The 26,702-nt window shown below is 39.6% G+C and carries 18 protein-coding genes; 10 read left to right on the top strand and 8 right to left on the bottom strand.

The window, feature by feature from the left end; all coding sequences use genetic code 11:
- Nucleotides 1-119: 119 nt before the first annotated feature.
- Nucleotides 120-896: a hypothetical protein gene (locus AC2CZC_RS23950; RefSeq protein ID WP_484585758.1), complete on the bottom strand. Its 777-nt coding sequence runs from the start codon at nt 894-896 to the stop codon at nt 120-122.
- A gap of 284 nt (nt 897-1,180) precedes the next feature.
- Between AC2CZC_RS23950 and AC2CZC_RS23945 the strand changes: the two genes are divergently transcribed.
- Nucleotides 1,181-2,227 carry a fibrinogen-like YCDxxxxGGGW domain-containing protein gene (locus tag AC2CZC_RS23945; protein ID WP_484585757.1) on the top strand — a complete coding sequence of 349 codons (1,047 nt, stop codon included), beginning with the start codon at nt 1,181-1,183 and terminating at the stop codon, nt 2,225-2,227.
- A 65-nt stretch (nt 2,228-2,292) separates the two neighbouring features.
- On the opposite strand, the gene AC2CZC_RS23940 is transcribed toward AC2CZC_RS23945, so the two are convergent.
- Together AC2CZC_RS23940 and AC2CZC_RS23935 are read right to left on the bottom strand one after the other, a co-directional pair.
- A complete protein-coding gene (locus tag AC2CZC_RS23940) occupies nt 2,293-3,600 on the bottom strand; it encodes a DUF5690 family protein (RefSeq protein WP_484585756.1) in 1,308 nt (435 codons plus the stop codon).
- 112 nt (nt 3,601-3,712) lie between these two features.
- Entirely contained in the window at nt 3,713-4,426 is a 714-nt protein-coding gene (locus tag AC2CZC_RS23935; protein ID WP_484585755.1) for a UTRA domain-containing protein, read from the bottom strand.
- Nucleotides 4,427-4,634: 208 nt separating this feature from the next.
- Between AC2CZC_RS23935 and AC2CZC_RS23930 the strand changes: the two genes are divergently transcribed.
- The 6 genes from AC2CZC_RS23930 to AC2CZC_RS23905 all read left to right on the top strand — a co-directional run bounded on the left by AC2CZC_RS23930 (nt 4,635) and on the right by AC2CZC_RS23905 (nt 12,385).
- The gene (locus AC2CZC_RS23930) at nt 4,635-6,986 is read left to right on the top strand and encodes a TonB-dependent receptor domain-containing protein (RefSeq protein WP_484585754.1); all 2,352 of its coding nucleotides are present in this window, start codon (nt 4,635-4,637) and stop codon (nt 6,984-6,986) included.
- 360 nt (nt 6,987-7,346) lie between these two features.
- Nucleotides 7,347-8,402, top strand: coding sequence for an alkaline phosphatase D family protein (locus AC2CZC_RS23925; RefSeq protein ID WP_484585753.1), 1,056 nt, complete (start codon nt 7,347-7,349; stop codon nt 8,400-8,402).
- 87 nt (nt 8,403-8,489) lie between these two features.
- Complete coding sequence (locus AC2CZC_RS23920) at nt 8,490-10,046, top strand: alkaline phosphatase (RefSeq protein WP_484585752.1); 1,557 nt, start codon at nt 8,490-8,492, stop codon at nt 10,044-10,046.
- 478 nt (nt 10,047-10,524) lie between these two features.
- A complete protein-coding gene (locus AC2CZC_RS23915) occupies nt 10,525-11,118 on the top strand; it encodes a pentapeptide repeat-containing protein (RefSeq protein WP_063361670.1) in 594 nt (197 codons plus the stop codon).
- A 247-nt stretch (nt 11,119-11,365) separates the two neighbouring features.
- Entirely contained in the window at nt 11,366-11,971 is a 606-nt protein-coding gene (locus AC2CZC_RS23910) for a hypothetical protein (RefSeq protein WP_484585751.1), read from the top strand.
- Nucleotides 11,972-12,082: 111 nt separating this feature from the next.
- The gene (locus tag AC2CZC_RS23905; protein ID WP_484585750.1) at nt 12,083-12,385 is read left to right on the top strand and encodes a hypothetical protein; all 303 of its coding nucleotides are present in this window, start codon (nt 12,083-12,085) and stop codon (nt 12,383-12,385) included.
- A gap of 557 nt (nt 12,386-12,942) precedes the next feature.
- Here AC2CZC_RS23905 and AC2CZC_RS23900 read toward each other — a convergent pair.
- Nucleotides 12,943-16,224, bottom strand: a complete 3,282-nt coding sequence (locus tag AC2CZC_RS23900) for a TonB-dependent receptor (protein WP_484585749.1) — start codon at nt 16,222-16,224, stop codon at nt 12,943-12,945.
- 1,016 nt (nt 16,225-17,240) lie between these two features.
- Complete coding sequence (locus AC2CZC_RS23895; protein ID WP_484585748.1) at nt 17,241-18,818, bottom strand: S8 family serine peptidase; 1,578 nt, start codon at nt 18,816-18,818, stop codon at nt 17,241-17,243.
- A 592-nt stretch (nt 18,819-19,410) separates the two neighbouring features.
- Here AC2CZC_RS23895 and AC2CZC_RS23890 point away from each other — a divergent pair.
- Complete coding sequence (locus AC2CZC_RS23890; protein WP_063361676.1) at nt 19,411-21,450, top strand: alpha/beta hydrolase family protein; 2,040 nt, start codon at nt 19,411-19,413, stop codon at nt 21,448-21,450.
- 567 nt (nt 21,451-22,017) lie between these two features.
- Here AC2CZC_RS23890 and AC2CZC_RS23885 read toward each other — a convergent pair.
- Complete coding sequence (locus AC2CZC_RS23885; RefSeq protein WP_484585747.1) at nt 22,018-22,392, bottom strand: hypothetical protein; 375 nt, start codon at nt 22,390-22,392, stop codon at nt 22,018-22,020.
- Between the two features lie 1,040 nt (nt 22,393-23,432).
- On the opposite strand from AC2CZC_RS23885, the gene AC2CZC_RS23880 reads away from it, so the two are divergent.
- On the top strand, nt 23,433-24,278 hold the full coding sequence (locus AC2CZC_RS23880; RefSeq protein WP_484585746.1) for an alpha/beta hydrolase: 846 nt from the start codon (nt 23,433-23,435) through the stop codon (nt 24,276-24,278).
- A 52-nt stretch (nt 24,279-24,330) separates the two neighbouring features.
- Here the strand turns inward: AC2CZC_RS23880 and AC2CZC_RS23875 are convergent, their stop codons facing one another.
- Nucleotides 24,331-24,516 (bottom strand): hypothetical protein, encoded by a 186-nt coding sequence (locus AC2CZC_RS23875; protein ID WP_484585745.1) that lies wholly within the window; start codon nt 24,514-24,516, stop codon nt 24,331-24,333.
- A 259-nt stretch (nt 24,517-24,775) separates the two neighbouring features.
- Here AC2CZC_RS23875 and AC2CZC_RS23870 point away from each other — a divergent pair, with 259 nt between their 5' ends.
- Complete coding sequence (locus tag AC2CZC_RS23870; protein ID WP_484585744.1) at nt 24,776-25,294, top strand: DUF2867 domain-containing protein; 519 nt, start codon at nt 24,776-24,778, stop codon at nt 25,292-25,294.
- A gap of 53 nt (nt 25,295-25,347) precedes the next feature.
- Here AC2CZC_RS23870 and AC2CZC_RS23865 read toward each other — a convergent pair whose 3' ends face one another.
- Nucleotides 25,348-26,643, bottom strand: coding sequence for an alkaline phosphatase (locus AC2CZC_RS23865; RefSeq protein ID WP_484585743.1), 1,296 nt, complete (start codon nt 26,641-26,643; stop codon nt 25,348-25,350).
- Between the last annotated feature and the right edge of the window lie 59 nt (nt 26,644-26,702).

The following is a 26,702-nucleotide window of genomic DNA, read 5'->3' as shown; positions in this document are numbered from 1 at the left end:
GACTACTACTTGTAATCTAGATAAATGACTTCAAGTCAGGTGGCTAAGGTAAGCTGATAGAGTTGATGTATTGGTATAAGTGCACAATTTGCGCACTTATACCAGGGGGGCAGTTAAGGTTACTGTGCACCGGAAGCCATAAGCTCCGCAGGTTTCTGCGAAGAGATGTTGGTAACGCGAAGCTTTTGTGCGTCAATGCCTACATAAGTATCTGTGTCATTGCCTGGTACACACAGCAATGTTGTTTGAGGGCCTGTATCATTTGTCGCTTGTGGGTACTCAACGCGTTTGATTGTGCTGGTGGTACGAGGCAAAATAGCAAGGCTCATACAGCCTGCTAACATCGGAAATCTTTTACCACTTTGCATATCCCAACGTTCCATCGTTGCAATATGATTACCTAAGTTGTTGCCATTTTGCGTTGTTTGAAGGCTGCCATATCCATACATCATGGCTTCATAAGATGTGCGGCCATAAATTTGAACGGCACCGTCGTATGGCTTATTGTCTATCATATAAAAGTGAACATTACTTGAAGGGATCAGGACATGTGCTGGTGAATATAAGTTTACATTCATCCAACCAGCAATCATTTGGCTCATTTTACCCGCAAACAAACCGTTCCACTTATATCTAACGAGATGGTTTCCGTTATTTACTCCTTCAAATACACAGCTGTTTTGGTTGTAGTTAATTCTGCACTTTTTAGTTGTACCGTATTCATAAGCCATCTCGATATCGTACGAATATGCCTTTTGTCCAGGAGCTACGGTTGGGTTGGCAGGTAAGCCAGCGTCATCTGTCGCAGCAAGTTGAAATGTTACAGTTTGTGCCTGTGCATTCAAGGCGAAGCCAAGTAATGCAGTAACCATTGATAATTTGTGTAATTTCATCATTTTTCCTTGTTAGTGTTACATTTTATGTGGATGTACCCCATTGATTGGAGTGCTATGAGGTTAAACTAGCTTTCATGCTCATCATGTATCTAGATTTATACTTTTATAGACGGCGTTTATAGAGTTAAATATACAAAAGTTACACTTGTTACTTTTCTGTGGTTTTTTCTCGTCTTTTTGTGATGAAACGAGGTGGGTATAATTACAAAAAATGATAATAATTGATTATTTTTTAAATCAACATTTATGGCATTATTAATTCGAGTATATTAAAGGAAAATACGATGAATAAATTAACCGCTGTATTATTGGCTAGTATCTCTTGTGGCGCGTCTGCGAGTACACAATGGGAGCTATTTTCGGACACGACTCTAAATGGCATGCTTGAATCTTCTAATGCCCATGTTCAAAACTTAAATATGACGATTTTGGCGAACAAGTTTAGCGCGATAGATGTTCAAGAGGTAGAGCCACTACTTATACAGGGTGAGTTTGAGCACCCAAACACGTTTGAGTTAGGTTCTGGTACTACTCAACGTGTCCAATTTACTATTTCTAAAGATGGAAGTCGTTTTTACTATATTGGTCAGGGGAGTTTGCAAGAAGGTTATCAAGGTACATGGTATGGTCCGAATAATGACTCTGGCGACTTTACGCTTGGGCCTAAAGTTAATATTGTCACGACTCCGGTAAGTTGTGCGCAAATTCTAAGTGAAAATCCAGAGGCGACATCAGGTGTTTATTCAATTGATCCAGACGGTGAAGGTGCACACGATAGCTTTGAGGCCTATTGTGACATGGACACAGATGAAGGGGGTTGGACATTAATAGGTACGTACGCAAGGACTGAGCCTGGTGGGAAAGAACGTATTAGTGAATATAACCCCTTACCAGCTGTTACTGCGACAGATCCGGCGACTGGGTTATATCAAGGGTCACTCAGTGCATTTAGAGATGTCAGAGAGCAAGTTGCTTGCGACTTTGCTGGTTGTAAAAGTACTGCTTACCAATCTTCATTAAAAGAAGCTGAGCTAGAGATGATCCGCTATACATGGGGATATATGGATCAACAGGAGAAGCAGACAGAAGAAGTACCGTTACCAAACTGTCGTTCACAATATGCAGCTGATAGCAACACTTTCACAAAGTGTTTAATAAATCAGGACCGTAACAACATGAATGTCGTCGGCTGGCAGCGTGATATCCACTCTAGCCATCATTCATGCTGGTTGGGACACGGACTACATACACCATGGGCTAAAGGAACCGCGCAGTGTAGTTTTAATGCTCAAGGAAATGGTAGCCGATGGGGTCTTTTATGGGTTAGATAATACAGCCCACATAATTAATTCGCAGTATTATAGTGATTTATAATACTGCGAGTTTTAATAAACGTTTATGCAATTATAGTATTTGGACTTTGATTGTTTTTTCGCTCTTTATGTAGAAAAAAGCCGAGCGAGAGGAGCGTTAAAATAGTACCTACCATGCCAGTAAAATATCCTAAATCTCGCAAAAAGACATTCCAATCAATAGTGTGGTTATGCGTGCTTTGATAAACCATTATACCGACCGTACCTAAATAACCAAACGAATCAGCCAAATAGGTTAAAAAACCGACATTAGCAGGGCGATTAAATGTGGCGATGAGTCGTTCAAATAACGACGTTGTGAATGGCACATAAGCTAGATAAAGACCTATGCCATTCAATATCATCCAACTGATAGGCCCGATTTGATGGTGTTCGTACGCCATTGAGCTTAGCAGCGTGATAACAAAACCAAAGCAAATCAAAAAGTGATTGATTATCATGGCCGTATGGTTATTTTTTACAAGCTTTAGTAGCGCTATTATGACTAACACAACCACTGCGATTGGTAATTCTGTTAGCGTGAATAGTGCAGGTTCGCCGCTAAGTCCTGTCGCTTGCCAGACATCGGCTGCAAAGCTGTCGCGTAAATCGCGCAAAATAGTCAATAGGATATAGCCTAAAATGAGCATAGTGATCCCAAAGCCGAGTAACTTGAGCAGCTCTTTACGACTAGCTTTATTCATTGGTACACGTTTACAGCGTTGTTCAATATCGTCTTGATTTGGTGGCGGCAGTTGGTCCAGCATCCATACTGACACACACAAAAAGGGTAAGAATATGGATGCAGTAACAAATGGCATCCATATTTCACTCACGTTAAAGTCAAGCAGTAAGATGCTGGCCACTGTTTTAACTAGGCCTGATGCAAGAATAAAGCTGGTACAAAGGCCTGCGGCGAGTATTTCTGTAACACGGCGTCCTTCTAAATAGCTGAACACAATGCCCCAAACCATACCCAAGGGCAGACCATTCAATAACATAAACACGGCGTTCCATGGAGAAGGGGTAACGGCAAACCCTAAAAGAGCGAACCATGCAAACAATACCAAAGCGAGGGTTGCTTTGGCACGGCCATGGCTTTGTAGTTCTGATATAACTTTAATTCCGATAAATTTAGAGAGCGCATAACCCAAAATTTGTGCGGTTAAATACACGGTCTTTAAGGATAGGCCTAACCAAGTAATGTCTTGATATAGACCAACTGCAACAGGCTTTCTAAAGCCATACATAAATGCATAGGTACTGCATGCAGCAATAATGGCGAATAAACAAAAAAGAAGAGTATTTGTACTAAGTTTGTTTTGTATCTGCTTGCCCAATCGGTAAAACATGTGACACTCATAGTGGAACGCGCATATTTGGTATGGACCAAATGGTGGCTGTCTTGAATTTTTTTACAGTTTAATTGGGCTATATTGCAGTTGTTTTACAATGTGTTTCAGTTTAAAAATGGAGCTTAGCTTTGTTTTCTATCATTAATGCATCATGGCGCCAATATTCGCGGTCAAACTCAAAGGCCGTTCCCTCTAAATCTCTCACTATACGAGTTACTTTAAGCCCCAAAGCGCCATCATATGTATTTAAATATTGTGCAATAGGATTGAATAAGCAGCATGATTCAACCGCAATATCATATAGAACATTGTGATGGTGATACGTATTTTTAAGTAATACGCTTATAGATAAAGACAGGTCATGTTTATCAATGTTGGGCAGGTGTTTGTTACTAAAGTTGAGCTCTTCGACGACAACGGCTCGACCGTCAACTGAACGGACGCGCAATATGCTTGTTAGGCTAGTTCTGCCATCTAACTCAAGTGCGTTGGCTATTTCTTTGCACGGCTTTTGCTTTTTTTGCTCAACTAACTTTGTACTTGGTTGAAAGCCTTGAGCAGTTGTGTACTGCAAGAAAGAGGTGTGTTGCATTGGGTCATATTTAAGTTTGCGAGGGCAAACATACCAGCCGCTGCGGTTTTTTCTGTAGATCATACCCATATGCTCAAGCTGGCCCAGCGCTTGCCTTAAAGTCGAGCGTGCCACGTCGTAGGTGGCACATAATTCACGCTCAGAAGGCAGGTTGCCTGTTAATTTTTGCTCAGCAATTTGTTGGCTGATGGCTTCCCGAACTTGGGCATAGGCATAACTCGTGTCTTTCATAGGTGGCTTATTCTGGCAATGTGTTGATGATATTTATTGTTATCACATTACAACAAACTTCACAAAATGAAAACTTACCTTAATCAATTTTGGTCCATACCAATTAAATTAAAACTTAAATATTTCTGTAAAGTCCCTGTAATGATACGTAACTAAGATTTGCCCCGTTCGTAATTTTGGTATGTACCAATCACTTTCGGGAATTATAATGAAAACTTTATACTCTACAGGCTCTACAAAAATATCTATGCTGGCAATGGCGGTCGCAGCAGCTTTATCGGCACCAGCTTTTGCAGAGGATGATCAAGCAAAAGCGGACCAGCAAATCGAAGAGATCATGGTTGTTGGTAAAAGTGTTTCTTACGCAAATAATGCAACGTCTGAAGAAATGTTTAAGCAACAGTCATCAATGACCAGCGCGATGGCGATGATTGACAACTTACCGGGTGTGCTTATCAACGAGGGTGATACATTTGGCTCTGACGATTGGTCAACTACAGTGTCGATTCGCGGCTTTCAACTGAGCTTAGATGAGCAGCAAGTTGGTATTACCATTGATGGCATCTCAAACGGTAATTCAAACTACGGTGGTGGCGCTAAAGCAAACCGTTATATTGATACAGAAAACTTAATGGCAGTTGAGGTATCTCAAGGTACAGCAGATATTGGCTCTCGTTCTAACGAAGCACTTGGCGGTACGTTAAACTTTACGACCATTGACCCAAGCACTGAGCAAGGCATTGTCGCAAGTCTGTCGTTAGCGAATTTTGATGCGCAGAAATACTACATGCGTATTGAAACGGGCGAAGTGATGGATGACACCTTTGGCTGGTTGAGCTATTCAAACTCAAGCAACAGCGATTGGATCACCGGTACAGCAGAAAATACCCGTGACCATTTTGCTGCTAAGTTTGTTAAAGGTATGGATAGTGATTTAGAGATCACTGCGTACTTATCATATGATGATGTACACGAAGACAACTATCAGCGTGTTTCATTAGAAAGCTTTAAGCAGAACCCTGAGTCAGATGGTCTAACCGGTGAGTGGACAGGTATTCCTTATATTGACCAAGTTTATCGTCGCGGTTGGTCAACACTGCGTGAAAACTTATTTGGTTACATCGAAGTGGATACGATGGTTGGCGAAGTGGAAGTGACTGCAAATGCCTACTTCCATAAAAACGAAGGCCGTGGTGACTGGGTACCGCCTTATATTGTTGATGTGAATCACGATGGCGCTAAAGGCCATTCTGAACTTGTGTCTGGCACGACTTATCAAGGTGGTAGCTCTCTAGGTAAGATTTATTTTGTTGATGCAGATGGTAAATCACTTCAGCCAATGAAAGGCTGTGAAAGCTCAATTACTTTCCCATACGGCGGTGCAGATGCTGAGTATGATCCAAATTGCTATGAGTCAACTGCACGCCCTGTTGGTTCCTACCGTAACAGCCACTATGAAAAAGATCGCTTTGGCATCAATGCCGACCTGACATGGGAAACCAAGATTGGCGATTACAACAACATCTTACGTGGCGGTATTTGGTATGAAGATTACGAGCGTTCTGAGTACCGTGATTGGCACAAAATCATCGATTCGAAAAGCAGCTTTGACTTTGACCACAATCCATATTGGATCCAGTACGATCGCACATATCCAGTAGAAACAACCATGTTATACCTTGAAGACTCAATTGAGATGGATACGGTGACATTGCGTGCAGGTGTGAAAAAGTACTTGGTCGATTTAGATAGCCACGATAAGTTCACAAGCACGAATAAATCAGTTAATTCAGATTCAGATACTCTGTTATCAGCGGGTGCTGTGTGGTACACGCCAGTTGAAGGTTTAGAAGTATTTGCAGGTTATGCAGAGAACTTTGCGGCAATTAAAGACCAAGTACTTGAAGCAGATGCGTCGGCACTGGGTAATATTGAGCCTGAAACTGCGGAAAACATGGACTTCGGTATTCGTTATGACAACAACGATTTTGATGCGAGTGTTACTTTATATAGTATTGACTTTCAAAACCGCCTAACGTTTGTTGCACCTGAGTCTGCGTCTGGTAATGATTACTTGGTTGGTACGAGTGGCCAGTACATCAATACGGGCGGTATTGAATCATCAGGTGTTGAAGCGTCATTGACTTACTATCCAACTCAATCACTGTCTGTGTATATGTCATATACAAGCAATGACTCAGAGTACACAGATGGTACTGTTGATATCAAAGCGGGCAATACGGTATTTGGCTCAGTTGAAGACATGGCTGTGCTGTCGCTTGATTGGCAATCAGAAATTTACTCAGCGGGTCTTTCGACTAAGTGGATTGGCGAGCGTTGGATGGACTCAGACAATACTCAGCGTATTGACGCTTATGCAGTTAGTGATTTGTATGTTGCTGTCGATTTAGAAGAAGTTGGTGCACTAAAAGGTGCCTCAATTCGCCTAACAGTGAACAACCTATTTGATAAGAGTTATATCGGTAGTGTTGCAGGTGGTTGGGGTAGCTGGATCGGCGCCCCGAGAACTGCAGCAATCAACTTCCAAACACGTTTTTAATCTTATTGTTGGCGAGCGATGAATAGCGTTCGCCATCAACTTTTGCCAAGTATTGCGGTAAAAAAGGATATTGATAGTGGTTTGTAGAGGATTTGATTATGCATTGCGCGCAAGCATGGAACAGTAAGCATAATACACTCTAAAGCACTATGCCGTAAGAGCTGAGAGATCCCTTTCCCCTGATCACTTAGCTCTTTTTTCTGGCAAAAAGTAAATGCAAGAAATCTACTAAACAATTTTTACTATCTGCCTTTTATATGACCTGTGTTTAATAAATACAAACTCGATTCTAATGAGCGTTTGCTTAGTCAATATATGTCTGTTTTACAGGTAGGTGGTCCAAAAAGAGAACATCAAATCATGAATGTTAAACGCCCCATACTAGCTACTTTATTTGTGCTAGGTTGTGCAGCAGCCAATGCGCAAGCGACAGGCTCTATTGATAAAATCCTATTTGGCTCATGTAGTCACCAAGACAAGGATATTCCAATTTTTGATGCAATTAACAAAGAGCAGTCAGATCTTTTTGTGTTCCTTGGCGACAATGTCTATGGCGACACTGAGAATATGATGGAGTTAGCGGCTAAGTATCAAAAATTGGGCAGCAAAGAAGGCTTTAAAACGCTGCGCTCAACGACATCTACCATCGCTATTTGGGATGACCATGATTATGGTGAAAATGACGCGGGGAAAGAGTACCCATTCAAAGAGCAATCTCGTCAAATCATGCTTGATTTTTGGCAAGAGCCGAAAAATAGTCCGAGACGCACACGTCCGTCGGGTATTTATACTTCTTACATGTATGGGGAGCAGCATCAAAATGTGCAAGTGATTTTGCCTGACTTACGTTGGAACCGCCCTGAACTCAACTCAGTTGGCGCATTGAGCTATTGGGTTGGCAGCTTCTTCAATAATAAAGGCCCGTATCGACCAGTTGAAAATGAGAGCTCTATGCTAGGAGAAGCGCAGTGGCAATGGCTTGAGAAAGAGCTTTTAAAACCAGCAAAAGTGAAAATAATAGCGTCTAGCTTACAGCTTATTCCAGATTTCACTGGGTGGGAAAGTTGGGCTAACTTTCCAGCTGACAGGCAAAGGCTATTGGACTTTATCGAAAAGCACAAGATTGGCGGTGTGATAATGATCAGTGGCGACACGCATTGGGGTGAGTTATCTAGGTATGATACTCAACATGGTTATCCACTTTGGGAGATAACAAGTTCAGGGTTAACGCAAAAATGGAAAGACGTGAGTCCGAACCGCCATCGTATCGGTGATTACACTGCGCAAGTTAATTATGGCTTTGTTGAAATTGATTGGGAGCAAGCCGATCCGAAAATTCAATTTGGCCTCAAAGATATCCATGGAGATATCACGCACCAGCAAAGTATGACGCTTTCTTCACTGCAATTTAAATAGTCGTGGAGGGCAATTAATATGCTGTCAAAATTTAAAAAACACTCGCTAATTTTCGCTGTTTTACTTTTAAGCCTATCGGGATGCAAAATGCTTGAAAGCAATGTTGGTGATAAAACGGCTAAACCACCACAGATTAAAAATATAATCTTGTTGATTGGGGATGGCATGGGTCCCCAGCAAGTTGGTTTATTGGAGGAGTATGCGACGCGTGCACCGCAATCAATTTATCGAGGTGACAATAGCGCGATATCTAAACTGGCCAATTTAGGCGTGACAGGGCTATCTCTACATGGGCCAGCTGATAAGCTGGTAGTGGACTCCGCTTGCTCAGCAACGCAATTAGCGACAGGGGTTGCTTCTGGCAATGAGATGATAGGGTTAAGCCGTGCTGGGCATAAAGTGCCCACCATTTTGCAAAAAGCCAAAGCGTTGGGTAAGTCGACGGGATTAGTATCTGATACTCGTTTAACGCATGCGACACCAGCTGCTTTTGCAACGCATCAAATCCATCGTTCGATGGAAAACGCCATTGCGGAGCAAATGGTGTTAAGTAACGCTGTTGACGTTATGTTATCCGGTGGATTGCGCCACTTTATACCTAAAGCCTATGTGGTATCGGGCGAACAAGCGGGTTTTGAAAAAAAACTTGCTGAGAGCGGCTTATCATTTAAGTCAAAACGCCGTGATAGCAAAAACCTATTGAGGCAAGCTGAAAATCAAGGTTATGAATTGGTATTTAATAAGGGTCAACTGCAAGATACTCAAAAAGCGCGTATTTTAGGCTTGTTTGCAAATAGCGCTATGGTCGATGGCATTGAAGCCTCAAATCTACGTTATCTGGGTCAGCCAAGTTTACGGGACATGACGCAAGTTGCTCTCAGTAAATTATCACAAAACCCAGAAGGCTTCTTTTTGATGGTCGAAGGCGGGCAAATCGATTGGGCTGGTCACAATAATGACGCAGGCACTTTATTGCATGAAATGATCAAGTTCGATAGCGCAGTAGATGCTGTTTTACAATGGGCTAAGGGTCGAGATGACACCTTAGTTGTTGTGACAGCCGATCATGAAACAGGCGGCTTTGGTTTTAGCTATAGCGGTGCGGATTTGCCTCAAGCAGAGCAGCTCAACAATTTTAATAATGATACATATAAGCCTAATTATAATTTTGGTGAGCTTGAGATTTTAGACAAACTTTTTTTGCAAAAACGAAGTTATAGTGCGATGTGGAAAGCTGCTAAGCATGATCATAATAACCCCAGTGCCGCGAAACTAGTACAAACAGTCAACTTAAACAGTGAATTTAAAATAAATGATGCAGATGCTAATGCTATTTTGACAGAGCAGAAAAATGCCTTTTTTCAACGTGGACACAAAAGTTTAGGTCTCAAGACTAGCAGTAAGATCCATGATTTTTCTCCTTTTTATGTTTACCTAAATGAACGACCGCTCAATCTAATTGGTAGGGCGCTATCAACAAAACAAAATATTGTTTGGTCAACAGGTACGCATACACATACCCCCGTAGGGGTTTTTGCTTTAGGTCCACAGCATGTGATTAAACAGTTCAGTGGATTGTATACTCATGTAGAGCTTGGCAAGAAAATGCAGCGCATTTTAATAGATAAGGTAGATGTGAATTAAATTAAATCAGAATAAAAATAGTTGAGTTTACTAATTTGCAACATTTAACTTTACATTTGGACGTGTTAAGTATAAAAAATAATGGCTATTCAAAAAAAGGAGAATAATTAATGAAGTTAGCATCTATGTTCGCTAGCGTAATAATTGCGCTTAGTACTGCCACCTCAATGACTGTTTCAGCGAAATCAGTTGGAGATTTTGCGTATTACCATATTGGTTGTTATGGATCTGGAACAAACACAATGTTGTGGTACGAAATCGCGGAGTCTAGTTCACAGATCAGAAGTATAATCCAGCGTTGCACCTCGCAAGGTGGGGATTTTAGGATCCAAAAAATTTATACTAATTAGCAAGGCTTATTTCTAATTAAAAGCCCCTTTTTGGGGCTTTCTGCAATGTAATAAACATATAAAACGTAAACACTATTGTGTTATAAAGTGGAAAAGTTTAAACACTTATAAATTAATAAGGAAGTAAATTGAGTATTCATGAGCAAAGTGAATGGTGGTCAATGACGTTTGAAGGTGAAGATCACTCTTCAGATGAGTTCATATCCAAAAGTTTTGAAAGCTGTACTTTTATCGGCTGTAACTTTTCAGAAGCCAGCTTTCGCAGCTGTAAATTTGTAGATTGCGAGTTTATAAAGTGCAATTTAAGCTTGACTAAAATTCACTACAGCGAATTTTCGGACGTCATCTTTCGCGATTCTAAAGTTATTGGCATTGATTGGACCAAAGCCGCTTGGCCAAGGTTAATGCTTAGTGCGCCTATTAAGTTTTACGATTGCATGTTAAACGACAGCTCTTTTTATGGCTTACAGTTACAAGGTTTTGCACTAGAGCGATGTATCGTGCGTGGTGTCGATTTTAGAGATGGTGACTTTGCCAGAGCTAGCTTTAGAGATAGTGAGCTATCTGGGTCTATGTTTTCGAGCACTAACCTGTCGGCTGTTGATTTTTCAAATGCGACGGGATTTGATATTGATATCTTTAGTAACACGATAAATAAAGCGAAGTTTGATCGCTTTGAAGCGACGAGACTACTGAATTGTTTGGAAGTAGAGTTAGTATAATTGACGTTCGAAGTTTAAAGCACTTAATTTATTCGAAACACTCAGATCCTATCTCTATTAGAAAGTGCGCAGTATGAATGAAAATTATGTACCTACATTTAACAGCTTAAGTAAACGACAGGAGAGCAGATTTTTTGAGTGAATAACAAACAGTCGAGCTAAGGCTATTTAGGTTTTAATATGCAAGGCAGTCCTGATTACTTATAATAACTTTCCTTTAATCGCGACTACGTTTTTTATAAAACTCATGAAAGTAAAACTATTTTTGATTGTTATGATTGCATTTTTATCTCTGAGTGGTTGTGGCATGACCGAAGATTTAATGAAAGCGCGATACACACTTAATAAGGCCCGTCACTCAGTACAAGTGCCCGGTGACCATCCTGTCCTTAATGAACACCGCCTTAAAAACTCTACAGAAATTTGCTTAAGAGAAAATGATAAGCAATGTTTAGCACTTGCGTATGAACTTTATGGTCATTTATATCGCTCCAATATAATCAGGGCTGAACAGACGCACTACGAAGAAAAAGGATTCGTAGAGCCGAATGTTACGTTTGAAAATAGGTTTGAGCATTCTGCTAAACATTTTGAAAAAGCCATTAGCTATTGGGATCATGATAAAGATCACAAAGAAATATCTTTTCTTTATCTGCAGTTATCTTTGAGTCATCACTTAATTGACGATACAAAAAAAGAGTGTTTAGCGTTAGAGAAAAGCTTACAGTATCATTTTCAAGCGTACCCAGAAGGTGATATGCCTGAGGATGAAATTCCAATAAATTTTGAACGCTTTAGTGACTATATTCTGCATCTACAGAGTCGAGCAGGCTGTGCAAGCAAACTAGAATAACATATCCTTATAGTGCTTAATCACTCGATTAAGCATAGCTTGAAGGGCGGCTTTTCAATTTTTTACTATCCGATAGTCATGTCGATGATTAAGATCAGTTTCAGTGAATTTATGAATATAAAAAATACTATGTTGGCGGTTGGTGCTACCTTTGTTTTAACTGGGTGTGAAGTGACATATAAGCAAGAAGATGCAGATAGGGATTTCAATAAAGCTGTTAGGTTTTTAAAGCAAAATAAAGCGCCTAAAGGGGTAGATAATCTGCTGAGTAATGTGTTGGAGTTTTGCAATGAAACTAAAAAACCAAAATGTTTGGTGTACACTCATTTGTATTATGGTGACTTTTACCTTTCTTCTATGCTGACCAACCATAAAGGTACGTTTAACGTTTTGGTTTTGCAGAAGCAGGTGTAACATATGATAACAGACAGCAGCAAGGTATTAAGCACTACTTAAAGGCGATCAGCTTTGTCGACCCTGGTAATAATCAAGCATTTATAGCGAGTTTATATGAGAGACTTTCATTAGGTTATCGCACTACTGGCGAGCAGGATAAAGAGTGTGAGGCACTGCAAAATGCGTTGTCATTTCAAGCTAAAGCTTATCCAGATGGGGGTGAGCCTATAGAGCATTTCCCTGTAAATGTTAAATATTTCAGTGAGTATATCGCATTTAAAAAAAAGCGTGCTGGCTGTACTCAATTCGAAATACAGTAGTGTAATCTGTGCTATAAATTGAATTCTCACCAATTTAACATAATTTGTAAGCTGGTTCGTTTTTGCTGTATTGTGACAAGGGGATTTAGAGGGGGTAAGGGTTTAAAGTTGCTCTTTGTGTTTTAAGCAGATTGAGAAAGGCGCTTAGCTTATGTACTTGTTTATCTAGCATGTGTTCTGGCCAATTACACTTTTTCCAGCGATAAGAAAAAGGCCAACACAAGTTGGCCTTTCAATTACTAAATAATCACGCTATTAGAACGAGTAGCGGATACCAATTTTAGCTTGCCATGCAGATGCACCTTTAGTGATCTGAGAGTAGTTGCGAACGTCTGAACCTTGGAAACGTGGGTCGATAACCAATTTACCGTCCTCTAAACCACCAAAATCATATAGTTTTTGGTCGCTGTAACCAAGTCTCTTCTCAACACCCCAATCGCTGTTAAGTAGATTAGCGAAGTTTTCAATCATGAAGTAAACTTCACCTTTGTGTTCTTTGTAGATACCAGGAATTTCTTGAGTGAAGCTTACATCCATCGTTGTAACCCAAGGCTGAGTACCTGTGTTGCGGTCAAGTAACTGGCCGCGTTCAGAAATTCCTGCTCTGTTTAGAAGCGCTTCCAATTCATTCCACGATAACTTTGATTTTTCCCAATCAACTTTATTATCGTCAGCACCTGTCGGAATGTATGCAAGGTAAGCTGATGTTCTGTCTAGACCACGTGTATCGCCAAAGTCGCCATCGTTGTATGAGCCCATAGTATAGCTAAATGGACGACCAGAACGGCGCTCGAAGAACATGTTGAATTTAGATGCATAACCTTCGAAGAACTCAGTCTGATAACGTAAGTTAAGCTTAAAGCTGTGCTCAACTTCGTAGTGACCACGACCAACTAAGTCTACATTACGGCTGTGTGTAGTTGCATGTTTGTAGTTACCTTCAGCTTGTGAAGCGCTACCAGGTGCAATGTCTTCAACGTCTTGATGAGTGTAACTTGCTGATACATATAGACCATTATCAAATTCTTTAGCAATTGCTGTTGAGAAGATGATTGAACGTGCATCAAGATCTGAGTTCGTCATCATGATGTCGTGATTGTCTTTACGTGCTGGGTCATCTGCATAAATGCTTTCATAGATGACACGGCCAGTGTCTGAACGAACAACTTCACCGTTTTCCATCATTGGACGAATAGCCGTATTGCGCCAAACTGCTTCGTCTTGCTTGTTTTGGTATGCTAGCTCAGCAGACCATTTGAAGCCATCACCTAATAGTGCTGAATCGAATTCATATTCGAAACCAATCTGAGCACGGATGCTTGAAGGTAGTTTAAAGTTTGGATCTGTATAAGCTGTGTTACCCGCGCCTTGAGTAAGCGTTGATTGAATAGCCTCTGGTAGTCGCGTGATATCAACTTGCTCTACATTAGCAAAATAAGCGTTGATATCATCTTGATTCGCAACAACCTGAGTGATGCCGTCTTTTTGGAATGGGTTGTTAAACCAAACGTTAGGGATACCACCTTGGAAGCGACCAACACCACCGTTAATGGTTAGTGCGTCCGTTGCGTAGAACTTAAAGCCAATACGCGGAAGGATGATGTCTGCGCCATCTAGGTTTTCTTGGTTAGTATAACCGTACGTTTGTAGGAAGTTCTCGTTCAGGTTCGGCTCATCACCTGATGATAGACGCTCATAACGCACACCAGCAGTAATTTCTAAATCATCAGTCAGGTAGAACTTATCTTCCACATAAAGTGCAAGTTGCTCACGTGTTGCATCATACGCTAAGTCATTCACATTGTTTGAGTGCGCATTCATGTATGAGAATTGGTAATCATCCCATCTATTTTGATACAGCTTTTTACTTTCAAAATCATCAAGGCTGCCAAACTTCCAAGTACCTTTTGAGTTTTGACCAAATAGGTTGTAAAGACGCTTGCTTTCAAGTTGAGCACCAAAGTTGATCTCGTGATCGCCCATTAAGTAAGTTGCATCGAATGTGAAAGCGTACGTTTCAGTCTCAGATACGTTGATGTGACGAATATCATCACGACCAAACTGGATAGACTCACCACGGTCGCTATTATTTAGATAAACTTCAATTTGACCTAGATCAGAATTTGTAAGGCTGTTGTTTGAAACATCTTTATAAGCAAACCCAATTTCAGTTGAGAAGTCATCAGACCAATCTGAATAAAGTTTTGTCGCAAAGTTGTTGAATTTAGTGACGTACTGGTAACGGCTAGATGCCATCGTAATGGTGTTACCACCTGTTGCGTAGCCTTTGTCGCTCTCTTCATCCTGCCACTGGTAAGTAAAGTCTGCGCGGTGAAGGTCACTGATATTCCAGCTCAGCTTTACTAGTAGGCTGTCACTTGTATTTTCTGGATCACCACCAAGCTCGTCTTGTAAACCGTACGTATTGCTTAAGATGCTATTGAATCGGTTGTAATCCTGCTCAGAAATATCAAATTCGTGTGATGTGCCAGAGCCATCAAAGCCATAGTCCATTTCTCTCTCTTGTTTCCAAGAGTTGTAGTTTACAAAGAAAAAGAGCTCATCTTTGATGATAGCGCCGCCTGTGCTAAAACCCATTCTCGCTTCAGTTTCGATTGGGTCTGTGCTTGAAACTTCAAACGTTTTGTGTCCATCTTCGTCTAAAATATTAGAACCAGCGTAGTGGACTACTTCGCCTTTGTCGTCGACAACATTCTCTTTATATTTGGCTTCTGAGATGTTATCCACTTTACCAGCTAGGCTAGGTGTACTTGTCTCGTAAAAACCAGAGAAAGTAAACTCGTTAGAACCTGACTTAGTTACGGCATTGATAGTACCGCCGCCAAAGTTACCTTTTTTCGCAGAGAATGGAGAGCTATCAACAGATATTTGCTCAATTGCATCTAGTGCAACTGGTGGTTGAGCTGTTGGGTAACCACCAAAGTTTAAACCAAAGTCATCGTTTTGGCCGATACCGTCTACAGTTAAACCGTTTGTTCTTGGGTTATTACCAGCAATGGTTAATTCACCGTTACCATTAATGCTTGCAAGTGGGTTAAGACGTGCAACGTCTTTGATATCGTTGTTAAAGCTAGGTACGTTATTAATGGTATCTTCACCAAATACACTGCTTGAACCGCCGGCTTGTTGTACTAGTTTATAACCGCTTACTTGAATCTTTTCGATTGATTGTAGTGGCTCTAGCTGCTTTGTAATACGGTGTGTGTCACCTAGCTGAAGTGAAATATTGTTTAGCTCTGCATCAGAATATTTGTCAGAGTCAATTACGACGCGGTAAGGACCACCAACGCGAAGACCTTTTGCGATGAATGCACCAGAGTCATTAGTCGTAAATGTATTTATTGTGCCTGTCGGCTCGTGAATAACCGTAACTTTAACGTTAGCGGCAGCATCGCCAGCAGGTGTAGTGATTTTACCACGCATGGCTGATGAAGTGTCAGATGCAAATGCACTTGCTGACACACCAATAGCAAGTGCTAAGGCGCCGGCCACTTTTGATAAGCGAACGTTTTTCATTGTGTTGTTTCCCGTGTGTTTAGGTTGTTTCAATCTTAAATTAAACTTTCTAACTATCTGACTTTAAATATAAAGTTCAATAATTAGTTAAAATCTGCTTCATCCACACTATTTTATTCAGACCAAAATCAAGCAAGCTTCCAAAAGGAGGCTTACTCGGTGATAAAGTTGGTATGAGAATTAATAGATAGGAGTTACTGCTTATTATTTATAATTAGTACCAAAGAGTGTTTGACCACGAAGATTACAAATAAGAATGCATAACTGAGCAATGATCAAAAATGCAAAGGGCACTTTGAAAAAAGTCGCTATTTTAGTTTGTAACAACAAAATGTTTCGAGTTAACACGTTCTACTCTTTCTAGTCATCTATAAAGGTCTTGCCGTTGTTATTGAATCAATAAATTTTGATTTACCGGACATTCATCCTGTGTATTCAATTCAATGTACTTTAAAGTCCGCCTCCCTTCATTTAAGTCAACTCGTAAAACGGCAGTTGTAGTTAACTTAAACACGAGAGAAAAACCCTTCACCCTTTGGTTTTGTGCAATTATGGGCGCGCATTATACATCAAGCTTGATTAGGTTATCAAAGATCTTATTTTAAAAAAGAATAAAAAATACTCATTTTTTGCTTATATTTTTTATTTGTTAAGTTGAGGTTTTATGATCTACTGTTTGAATGTACAGTTGTTTGCTTGAAGTGTGTGCAGGTCACTAAAGTGTTAATGATTTATTCTTATATGACTGTATATTATGATAATTAAATTTATAAACCCTCTCCGGTTGCAACGGAGGATCTTGGTTGTGGGTTCAAAGTATCAGCTGATTCATAAAATTTTAACGATTGAATAATTTATTGCTTTTAGGTTCTGTTTGTGGACTTTTTGAAAGAAAATTTTGTTTTTGTTATATCTATATTGTTGTATTTTTATCATTTGTATGGCGCTGTAAGTTCAAGGTTAATTAGGGTTGTTTAATTAACCTCGAACTTAAGTTTTGGATATTTTCCAGTTATTTATTTGTAAGCATAATTAAGTGTTACGCCACTGTAATTAGTATACCCAAATAGACTAATATGCCATGTGCCAGAGTTCGGGTTGGTAAATGTGCACTGTTCTTCGTTTCCGTCTTTCCATGGGCGACAGGTATAGTTGTTTGAATCAGGCTGTGCGTTGTAACGAACATATAGATCTGCATCACCGGTTCCACCTGTGATATTCAAGCTCATTTCTTTCACCCCTTGCGGTATATCCCAAGTGTAGTGCGTCCATCCGTTTTGCGTACCTTGTAAATTAGGCAAAGAACCATTGACCGGCTTTACACCGCCTGGATTACCTGGATCACCGCCACCTTGACAACCGTTTGCAGATAAGTAGTCAGATGCGCTTCTTGCTTGCGCAATTCCATGACCATAGTAGATATCATATCCTGCTGCACCTTTGTCTTTAGCAGTTGCATTTAATGCAGCACGAATTTCTTGGTTTGTACATTGTGTGTGATGGCTCCAAACGAGTGCTGCAACACCAGCCACGTGAGGCGAGGCCATAGAGGTACCGCTTAAACTTCTGTATGTGTTGGTTGGGTATGTGGAGTTAATGTTTGAACCTGGGCCAGATATTTCAATTTGATCATTGTACTGGGAAAACGATGAGCGAGATTCATTTGAAGTCACCGAAGCAACAGAAATGACTGAATCATAAGAAGCTGGGTATGATTTCGTGCCGTTGCCATCGTTACCGGCGGCTGCAACCAACATCATGCCGCCGTTAACAAAGTTCTGCATTGCAGTGTTTTCAGTATTTGAGTAGTTTCCACCACCCAAACTCATATTAACCACATCTGAGCCCGCATCTTTACATTGCTGTATTGCGTTAATGAGGTTTGATGCGTAAGTCCACTGACCGTTATCATCGAAGATCTTTACAATATGCAGGTCTACACCAGGATAAACACCGACAACACCTTGATTGTTGTTTTCAGCAGCAATTGTGCCAGCTACGTGTGTACCGTGGCCGTTTCCATCATTGTTCCATCTACCAACTGCATTGTTGTTAGCAACACCAGTCACATTGCCATAAGGTAAGTCTGGGTGGCCCAAATTGTAACCAGTGTCTATAACACACACTTTTCGTGCTGAAGTGTTAGTTTGTGACAGTTGGTTTCCCTGTACCATGTTTATGCCATAAGGAGTGCTTTGCGCATAGGGCGCAATAGAGTCCTGAGAGGTTGGTTTTGACAAGTAACGCTTAGGATCAATTTCGATTGACTCAACAGATGACATCTTACGTAATGTTCTAAGGCTAAATTCGTCTAGTTCAGCTATCATGGCTTGCTCATCATTCAGTGCAAATAATGGCTCAGCACCCGCTGTGAATAAGTAATTTAGTGCTATAAAATCGTTGAATGCTCTTTTTTCACCTAGTTTTTCTTTCTTAAATTTTACAATGTATCGGTTAGACTCAACCGTTTTTGCTTTTAACTTATGGTCTGAGCTGTGACCTTCGAAAACAGGCTCATTTGCTAATGTGGGCAAACTTACAGCAGCTGCCATTAGGGTTGTGATTGCAGATAGTTTAAATCGCTGGATACTCATGTTTGTTCCTTGTTGTTTAGGTTTAATGATGCTTGTGAGAAAACATTTCTTATTCAGCCATATGCATTAGAATCTTAATATTCATAAGCATTTGGGTGTGCCTGTCATAAGGTGTAAACATCACGGCAACATGTTGTGTTCTTTTAAATAACATAATACTTGGAACGGTCTAATGGCAATGTCGTTTGCGAATTTAAATTAAAAATACCTATTTTTCAGTTTGTTTTTTGAGCAGAAATTATTGTTATATATGAATATATATAACAACTTGAAAAATACTAATAATGAGGTTTCAGCTTGAATAATGGGTACATGAATTGTGGTTGTTAGGGAAAATTTCGATGAAGAGAAGCTGTATCCGTCGTTTTATCTCTATCAATCCGATGCAAAGTTTGGAAGGTGCAGCTAGTATTTTTACAGCCTTTTGAGAAAGGTGTGTTTACTCAACTTGCGTAGCAGAGCACTAAAGTTTTCTCCCAAGAGTTAAGTTAACATTTGTTTGGGGTGTTTTATCCCAAATTGTATGAATAATATGATGCTAAGTGGTATTTTTGCATCTTTAATACTAATAAGATATAGGTATCACAAACCGATGAAAACTCGATTATTTTTAATGTTTGTGTTGTTGGTTGGGTTGGCGCTTAATGTACATGCGACTTCTTCACAAGCAAATACAGCTTTGAGTATAGAGCGCTTATGGCAGCTAGAACGATTAGGTTCACCTGTTGTTTCGTCAGATGGAAATTTTATCGTAGCACCAGTGACTAAATTCGATGTTGCAAAAGATAAAGGTGAAACGCAATTGTGGTTGTTCGATGCGAAAGGAAAACCCGCGCGAGCATTAACATCTGCTAAGTTAAGGGCGAGTCAGCCTGTATTTTCTCCTGATTCCAATCAACTTGCGTTTATTAGTAAGCGTGCAGGGGATAAGGCTGGTCAAATCTATATTTTGCCTCTAACTGAGCCCGGTGAAGCAAAAAGATTAACGAATGTCCCAACTGGTGTAAAAGGTATTAAATGGGTAGGTAAGCACCTTTACTTTATTAGTTCGGTTTGGCCGCAAAAAACCTGGACTGAAATGGAAGGGCTTCTGAAAGAACAAAAGGATACCAAAGTATCTGCTCGACAATGGAACGCTTTGCCATATTCTTCTTTTGATCATTTCATTAATGAAGATAGACAAGCGCACGTTTTTCGTATTCCTGAAAATGGCGGTCAGGTTGAGCCTATTACTGAGCCAATGGGAAGACAGTTGGTTCGCTCGAGTCAATCAGCACTAAGTTATGACATTGACTCAACGGAGACACACATTGCGTTTAATTCTAATGGTTGGGAAAACCAAGTAGACACTAAGACAGATATTTTTGTTGGCAAAATTGGTGCTAAGAAAGCTGTAAATATCTCACCTGATAACAATGCTCCCGACTTCTCTCCAAAGTTTAATCAAAGTGGCAAAACCTTAGCCTATTTAAGCCGCAGCATTCTCGGCTTTTACGCTGATACTGCTGTCATAAAACTATATGACTTAAAAGATAAAGAAACCAAAGTACTCAATATAGACAAAGACCGTTCAGTCACAAATATTACATGGGCAGATAATGGCCGTGATTTTTATAGTTCGATAGATGATGCCGGAACAAGGCGTATTTACCATATTAATGGGAAAAGCGGGAAAACACGTGCAATTACAAAAGATACTAACTTTGGTGCGCCCATATTACTTGGTTCGCGCAAACTGGTAACAACGAATGAGAGCTTTTTATATCCAAAGCGTTTGGTCGTAGTCAATACGCGTAATGGAAAATTAAGTCGCATAGATAGCTTGAACGAATCTGTTATGTCTGAAGTTGAGTTAGGCACTTATGAGTCTGTAACCTACAAAGGCGCTGGTGGGCAGGACATACAGATGTGGGTTCATTATCCGCCAGGGTTTGATAAATCCAAAAAATATCCATTGATGATGCTGATCCATGGTGGACCACACAATGCAATTACTGATGGATTCCATTATCGTTGGAATGCACAGACTTTTGCTTCTTGGGGTTATGTAACTGCATGGCCTAACTTCCATGGTTCAAGTGGCTTTGGACAAGATTTTGCAGATGCAATCAACCCAGATTGGCGTACTAAGCCGCTTAAAGATGTGCAACTAGCAACAAAATGGTTTGAGCAAAAAACATGGATTGATGCGGAACGTATGGTTGCTGCAGGCGCAAGCTATGGTGGCTTTTTGAGCTCTACTTTACTCGGCGATAACCATTCGTTCAAAGCGTTTTTAATCCACGCTGCTGTGTATAATATGTATTCTCAAATGTCAGCTGATTTTGCGGTGCATTCGCCTCGTTTTGGTAGCTATTGGGAACAACCTGAAATTTATAAAACGATTTCACCTCATTTTTATGCTGAGAACTTTGATACACCGACTTTAATAGTCCATGGTCAGTTAGACTATCGTGTTCCTGTAGGTCAGGGGTTTGAGTTATTCCGCACTTTACAGACCAAAGGGGTAGAATCACGCATGATTTATTTCCCAGATGAAAACCATTGGATTATGAAGCCAAATAACTCAATTTATTGGTACAATGAAGTTGAGAAATGGATGACAAAATTTGCTGAACCGGGTGGCAAATAAACTAGACTTTGGGGTATCACTAGCAGTTATACCCCATTTTTTGCTGACCAGTTTTACACAAGGTCTCAGGTGGCAATCTGAATAGCAAACAAATCTATGTTGAAACAAACTAGATAAACAAACCTTGAAATGAATTATGAGTAGCCTGAGCAATTGATATATTGGCCATGGCTAACTGTTTTATCTGCTGCGTTATCCATCTTACTTTAATTATACCTATTCTTTTCTATTGATACTGTTATCAAAATACTTAACGCAACGCACTATCTGAATAAAAGCACACATTTCCATCACGCTAAAGTATTTTTGGCGAGTCTTCGGTCGAAGGTTTTATTTTGACGACTTCGAGTGAAAGAAACTAAACATAAGTTAATAGAAAGAGCCGAATATTAGCTTGATAACTGTTGACTTTGGTTTGTGCTATCCGCTAATTTGGATGACTAATATGAAGAAGAGTGACGTTGGCGCTTAGGGGGCAAAAATAGGGCGCTCATAATTAATTGTTGGTTATATATGCGCCTAAAGGAACTTTAGGCGCCATCAAATTTTAGCCTGGTTTTATTTTAATTAGTGACCAGTTTCGTATGATGCTCTAGCAGTGTTTGTTTGCTCCCAAGTACCGTCTTTGTATAAGATCAATGCAGAAGCTGTTGTAGAAGCATAAGCTCTTACTGTCACGCCACAGCTTGTGCTAGACGTGCCACATCTAGCCGCGCCACTCCAACGTACTTCTTGGATAGGTTTTGTTACGTTTTTAAGATAAAAACGACCTGAAGTTGAGCTGCCGAAAGAAAAATCAAAGCCAAAACAGCTCTTTGTTCCATTGCCCCAAGCGTTACCATTACCTTTTGGATACACATCACACACAAGGTCTGCCGAGAATGCAGAACCAGCAAAAAAGGTACCTGCTACAAGTGTGAGAGCTTTTAAAGTAGTTTTCATTTTTAAATTCCTGTTTATTTATGTGTTTATTGAACGCGATTTCGCATTAACAAGATAGTAAAATACTCAAGCTTTAGTCAATAGTGTTTTTAACTAATTAAACGATAACTGTTAATATTTGGATTGGGATTTTCTGCTTCAAGTTTCTGAAAAATATAATTAAATATTTGATTTGGTTTTTTTAAATATTTAATGCCTATGTTTTCGTTAGATATTTTTTATTTAACAATCGGTGTGTTTTTATGTTAATTACTTTCTTCTCTTGTTGTTTTTCGAACGAGTTTTGAACAGTTGATTGTCATTGTTTCCCTTTTTTGTTGAAGGGTGTACACATCTATTTGCCCTAGTATTTCAAATTCCTTATTTGTCTTTGTTTAATTTTTGTTTGGATTTACGAAAATCAAGCTTGAGGTGTTTGCAGGTTATTCATTGTTACTAAAACGCTCGGAGAAAAAGTTAATGGTTGGCCATTTCAATTCTTTACTAATTAGGCGAAAAGCCTATGAGAAAAATTTTAGATAATATATATCAATGTCTTAATGAGTTTTTATATATAAAATTATATATTGAATGTATACATGAACATCTAAAAGATGCGTTTAGTGGCCAGTTTGGTAATTTGCTTTGGTCGTATTGGCTCTTTCCCAAGCTCCATCTTTGTAAATAATAAGTGCGTATGCAATATTGTCACCATACGCTCTGACTATCACATGACAATTGTTACCATCACTGCACTTTTTGACTGCACTTTCCCATTGAACTTCTTTTATCGCTTTGTGGACATTTTCTAATTTATTTATCTAGCTTTGAAGAGCGTATTGTAACTAGTTGTTTTCTTAAAGGTCGTATCAGGTATGGAATAAAGAGTTTCTATTTTTAATTGCAATTAAAAGCATTTTGACTTTTTGAAGTGTCTAGCTATCACGATAGGATTGTTTTTTATTTGAATTTTGTGGTTACAAAATATGTATATGTGACATTTAGTAAATGTTTTCTGATACATTCGAGGACACAATTTATTTAACAATAAGGAAATCACAATGAACAAGTACGTGATTGTACTAGCTTGTTTTGTGCTTAATGGTTGCTCTGTTGCGATAAATGAGTCTAACTTTATAAGCCAATCAGATTCGGTAAAACCATACGAACTACAATTTATAAAAAGACTCGATCAGGTTATGACGAAGCATACTGTTAAAGAACTTAATATGTCCCCAGATGACGGGACAGTTCAATTACATGGCTTGCATTTCGACTCCTTGGATACAGATAACACGATATTATTTATACCAGGTAATGGAATGACAGTTGAAAGTCCAGCAACTGAAAAAGCATTACTACATTTAGCTAATTACAATTTTGATATTGTTGTATTCGATCGCAGGGGCTTAGGCGCAAGCAATGGTAAAGCAACGATCTCGAACCTAGTTGAAGATGCTAAAATGAGCTTTGAATATGTTAAAAACCAACTTAATGCTGATAAAGTGCTAGTGCATGGTTTTTCCTTAGGTAGTTTCTTGGCAGCTCAAGTAGCCAGCGAAAAGCCAATTGATGGGCTGGTAATGGAAGGTTCAGCCACTAATGTTCAAGAGTGGATAGATGAGGCAATTCCTTGGTACAAAAAAATGATAGTTGATGTACAAGTGGATGATGTCTTTTACTCTGTAGATAACAAGCAAGTGTTAGGGAAGGTGTATACAGGTCCATTATTGGTTATAGGTGGTGGAGAAGATAAGCAAACTCCTGTTTCACTTTCACATGCACTGTATAAATCGAGCAGCAGTCAGAATAAGCGAATTGTAATTTCTGAAGAAGCTGACCACTATCAAATGTTTGAAAATGATAAAGTGCGTCGTGCTTATGCTGATTTTGTTGTGAGTCTTTAGAAAAGGTGTTTAATAGGCTAGCATTATGTCTTTGCTAGCCCGTTTATTCGGATCAGCAGGGTGATGTTGGACAACCGCATTCAGAGTACCAAGTAGGGTTACGCGGTACTGAGGGGCCGCAATCATCAGAATATTGATCAGTGTGATCACCCCCTGCAATGTGAGGTGTCATATCCAATGGCAGTTTCATCTTGTCTTTAGACAAACTTTTTAGTGTTCTTTTATTTAGTTTTTTCATTCTTCTTTTTCCTTAAGTGATACTTGGTTCTAATTAACGTATATCAATAATAAATAAATGTAAATATAATGTGTTAAAGTTGTTTGTTGTTTCGGGTTTGTATCCGGATTATAGTTACTTAGCGATATCGCTCCCCTAAGGCGGTATGAACGAAATCTTTGTAACTTTATGAGATTAATTATATAAAGTTATAGGTGCTTGAACATGAAAGGTGACATTGATAATTTCTATTTAAACACCTTAATACACTGGCCGTGTTATGAATGAAATACCAAGCTCATCTCTTATTAAGTCATATGCAGGTGGTGCAGATTTTTATGATTGCTTTGCGTCTGATATCGATTGTTACCGAGGGGAAACAGCACTAGAGCTGTTTATCGAGTTAGTGACACGCTCACCTGCGTGGTTCAACTTTTTAATGAATTTGCGTAATAAGCTAGTTTCTAGCTTTGGTTTGAAAGATCTTGGAGCGATTTACGCTGTTAATCCGCAGAAAAATCTAGAGAGCATAAAAATTGGAGACAGGGTCGGGATTTTTAGTCTTTACAAAAATACGCAGCAAGAAGTCATATTAGAGGATAAAGATAAACACTTAAACGTCAAAGTGTCTTTTTATGTTATACCATACGGCACTGGAGCCAAACTCCATGCAACCACAGTTGTTCATTTAAATAATACTTTTGGTAAATTTTATTTGCTTTTTGTAAAACCAGTGCACAAGATGATAGTACCAACATTATTACAGCGACTGTGCAACGTAAAAAACAAAGATCGATGATTGGATAAGTTGGTTACCAGCATACAGTAACCAACCAAGTATTGAATCAGAATTTATCGCTCAATAAATGAAATTAATCTTTCAGCTATTTGAGTATTGTTTTGCGAACCAATGAAATCTTCACGGCCTTTACCATGTGCAAATACCTGAACATCTATGGCAGTGTGCCCCCCAGTTGTCCAACCGGTGTAACTGGCTTCATTTATTTGCTCGTTTATCGCTTTAAAAAGTGCTCTATCACCCTCGGATTTTGCTTCTTTAAGTTCCTCAGCAACTTCAGACGTATATTCTAAACCGGTTAGTGCAACCCAGTCTTTTTCTAGGTTTTTACTATCTTTCAGTTTTTGGGTAATGGTTTTAACTGAGGCTTTAACATTTGCAACGACGTCACGCTCCCATTTGTAGTCGCCGTCTGCCCCCAGCGTTAGACCACCGGTAGAGTGATCAGCTGTAATAACTAAAAGTGTATCAGGGTTTCTGTCGACATAGGCCTTAGCGAGTTCAATCGACTTAGCGAAGTCATCCATTTCTTTCATGGCGCACGCAATGTCATTAGCATGTCCACACCAATCAATTTGACTGCCTTCGATCATGACAAAAAAGCCTTCTTTGTTTTTGTCTTTATCAAGTAGAGCGAGTGCTTTATTGGTCATATCAGTAAGGCGAAGAGGGCTTTCATCAATAGCATGTGGCATGCCTTTTTCGGCAAAAAGTCCGATTGCAGGAATTGATTTAAGCGAGTTTAAATCATTTAAATCGTCAATATATTGATATCCTGCTTGCTTGAATTCGGACACGATATTTCTATCTTCTCGGATGAAGTATTGTGTACCACCGCCTAGCATTAAATCGACAGGTAATTTTCCTGCTACTTTAACGTCTACATAATCGTTGGCGATTTCATCATAATTGCGTCGAGACTCATTATGCGCAGCAAAGCTTGCTGGTGTTGCATGGTTAATTTGTGATGTTGCAACCAACGCTGTAGTCATGCCTTTTTCTTTTGCCATTTGCAACATTGTTTTAAGCGGCTTTTTAGCAGTGTCGACCGCGATTGCGCCATTGTAACTCTTCTTAGCTGTACTTAACGCTGTTGCACCGGCTGCACTGTCTGTTACAACTGTGTTGTCGTCAGGATATGTATGCGCCATACCAACTAAAATAGAGTCAAACACTGTAGGCTCAACCACTTTGGTTGTTTTGTCATCTTTGTAGTATCTGTATGCCGTGGTATATGCTGGACCCATGCCGTCACCAATCATGTAAATGATGTTTTTTGGTGCAGCGTAAACTTGGCTACTCGCCAATAATGAAATTGCCGCTGCAACTGCCGAAATTTTGCGTGACATAGTTTTTCCTTTGAATTCCCGTGTTTGATTTAAAGTCTGATGCAATAATTGAATTAATT

The sequence above is a fragment of the Pseudoalteromonas sp. MMG033 genome (assembly GCF_057197785.1).
The sequence above is the reverse complement of the archived record's forward strand: the minus strand, read 5'-3'. Positions and strand labels throughout refer to the sequence as shown.

Bases quoted from the DNA above. Each gene is read 5' to 3' on its own strand.
- AC2CZC_RS23950 (WP_484585758.1), bottom strand. From the start codon at position 896: ATGATGAAATTACACAAATTATCAATGGTTACTGCATTACTTGGCTTC.
- AC2CZC_RS23945 (WP_484585757.1), top strand. From the start codon at position 1,181: ATGAATAAATTAACCGCTGTATTATTGGCTAGTATCTCTTGTGGCGCG.
- AC2CZC_RS23940 (WP_484585756.1), bottom strand. From the start codon at position 3,600: ATGTTTTACCGATTGGGCAAGCAGATACAAAACAAACTTAGTACAAAT.
- AC2CZC_RS23935 (WP_484585755.1), bottom strand. From the start codon at position 4,426: ATGAAAGACACGAGTTATGCCTATGCCCAAGTTCGGGAAGCCATCAGC.
- AC2CZC_RS23930 (WP_484585754.1), top strand. From the start codon at position 4,635: ATGAAAACTTTATACTCTACAGGCTCTACAAAAATATCTATGCTGGCA.
- AC2CZC_RS23925 (WP_484585753.1), top strand. From the start codon at position 7,347: ATGAATGTTAAACGCCCCATACTAGCTACTTTATTTGTGCTAGGTTGT.
- AC2CZC_RS23920 (WP_484585752.1), top strand. From the start codon at position 8,490: ATGCTTGAAAGCAATGTTGGTGATAAAACGGCTAAACCACCACAGATT.
- AC2CZC_RS23910 (WP_484585751.1), top strand. From the start codon at position 11,366: ATGAAAGTAAAACTATTTTTGATTGTTATGATTGCATTTTTATCTCTG.
- AC2CZC_RS23905 (WP_484585750.1), top strand. From the start codon at position 12,083: ATGAATATAAAAAATACTATGTTGGCGGTTGGTGCTACCTTTGTTTTA.
- AC2CZC_RS23900 (WP_484585749.1), bottom strand. From the start codon at position 16,224: ATGAAAAACGTTCGCTTATCAAAAGTGGCCGGCGCCTTAGCACTTGCT.
- AC2CZC_RS23895 (WP_484585748.1), bottom strand. From the start codon at position 18,818: ATGAGTATCCAGCGATTTAAACTATCTGCAATCACAACCCTAATGGCA.
- AC2CZC_RS23890 (WP_063361676.1), top strand. From the start codon at position 19,411: ATGAAAACTCGATTATTTTTAATGTTTGTGTTGTTGGTTGGGTTGGCG.
- AC2CZC_RS23885 (WP_484585747.1), bottom strand. From the start codon at position 22,392: ATGAAAACTACTTTAAAAGCTCTCACACTTGTAGCAGGTACCTTTTTT.
- AC2CZC_RS23880 (WP_484585746.1), top strand. From the start codon at position 23,433: ATGAACAAGTACGTGATTGTACTAGCTTGTTTTGTGCTTAATGGTTGC.
- AC2CZC_RS23875 (WP_484585745.1), bottom strand. From the start codon at position 24,516: ATGAAAAAACTAAATAAAAGAACACTAAAAAGTTTGTCTAAAGACAAG.
- AC2CZC_RS23870 (WP_484585744.1), top strand. From the start codon at position 24,776: ATGAATGAAATACCAAGCTCATCTCTTATTAAGTCATATGCAGGTGGT.
- AC2CZC_RS23865 (WP_484585743.1), bottom strand. From the start codon at position 26,643: ATGTCACGCAAAATTTCGGCAGTTGCAGCGGCAATTTCATTATTGGCG.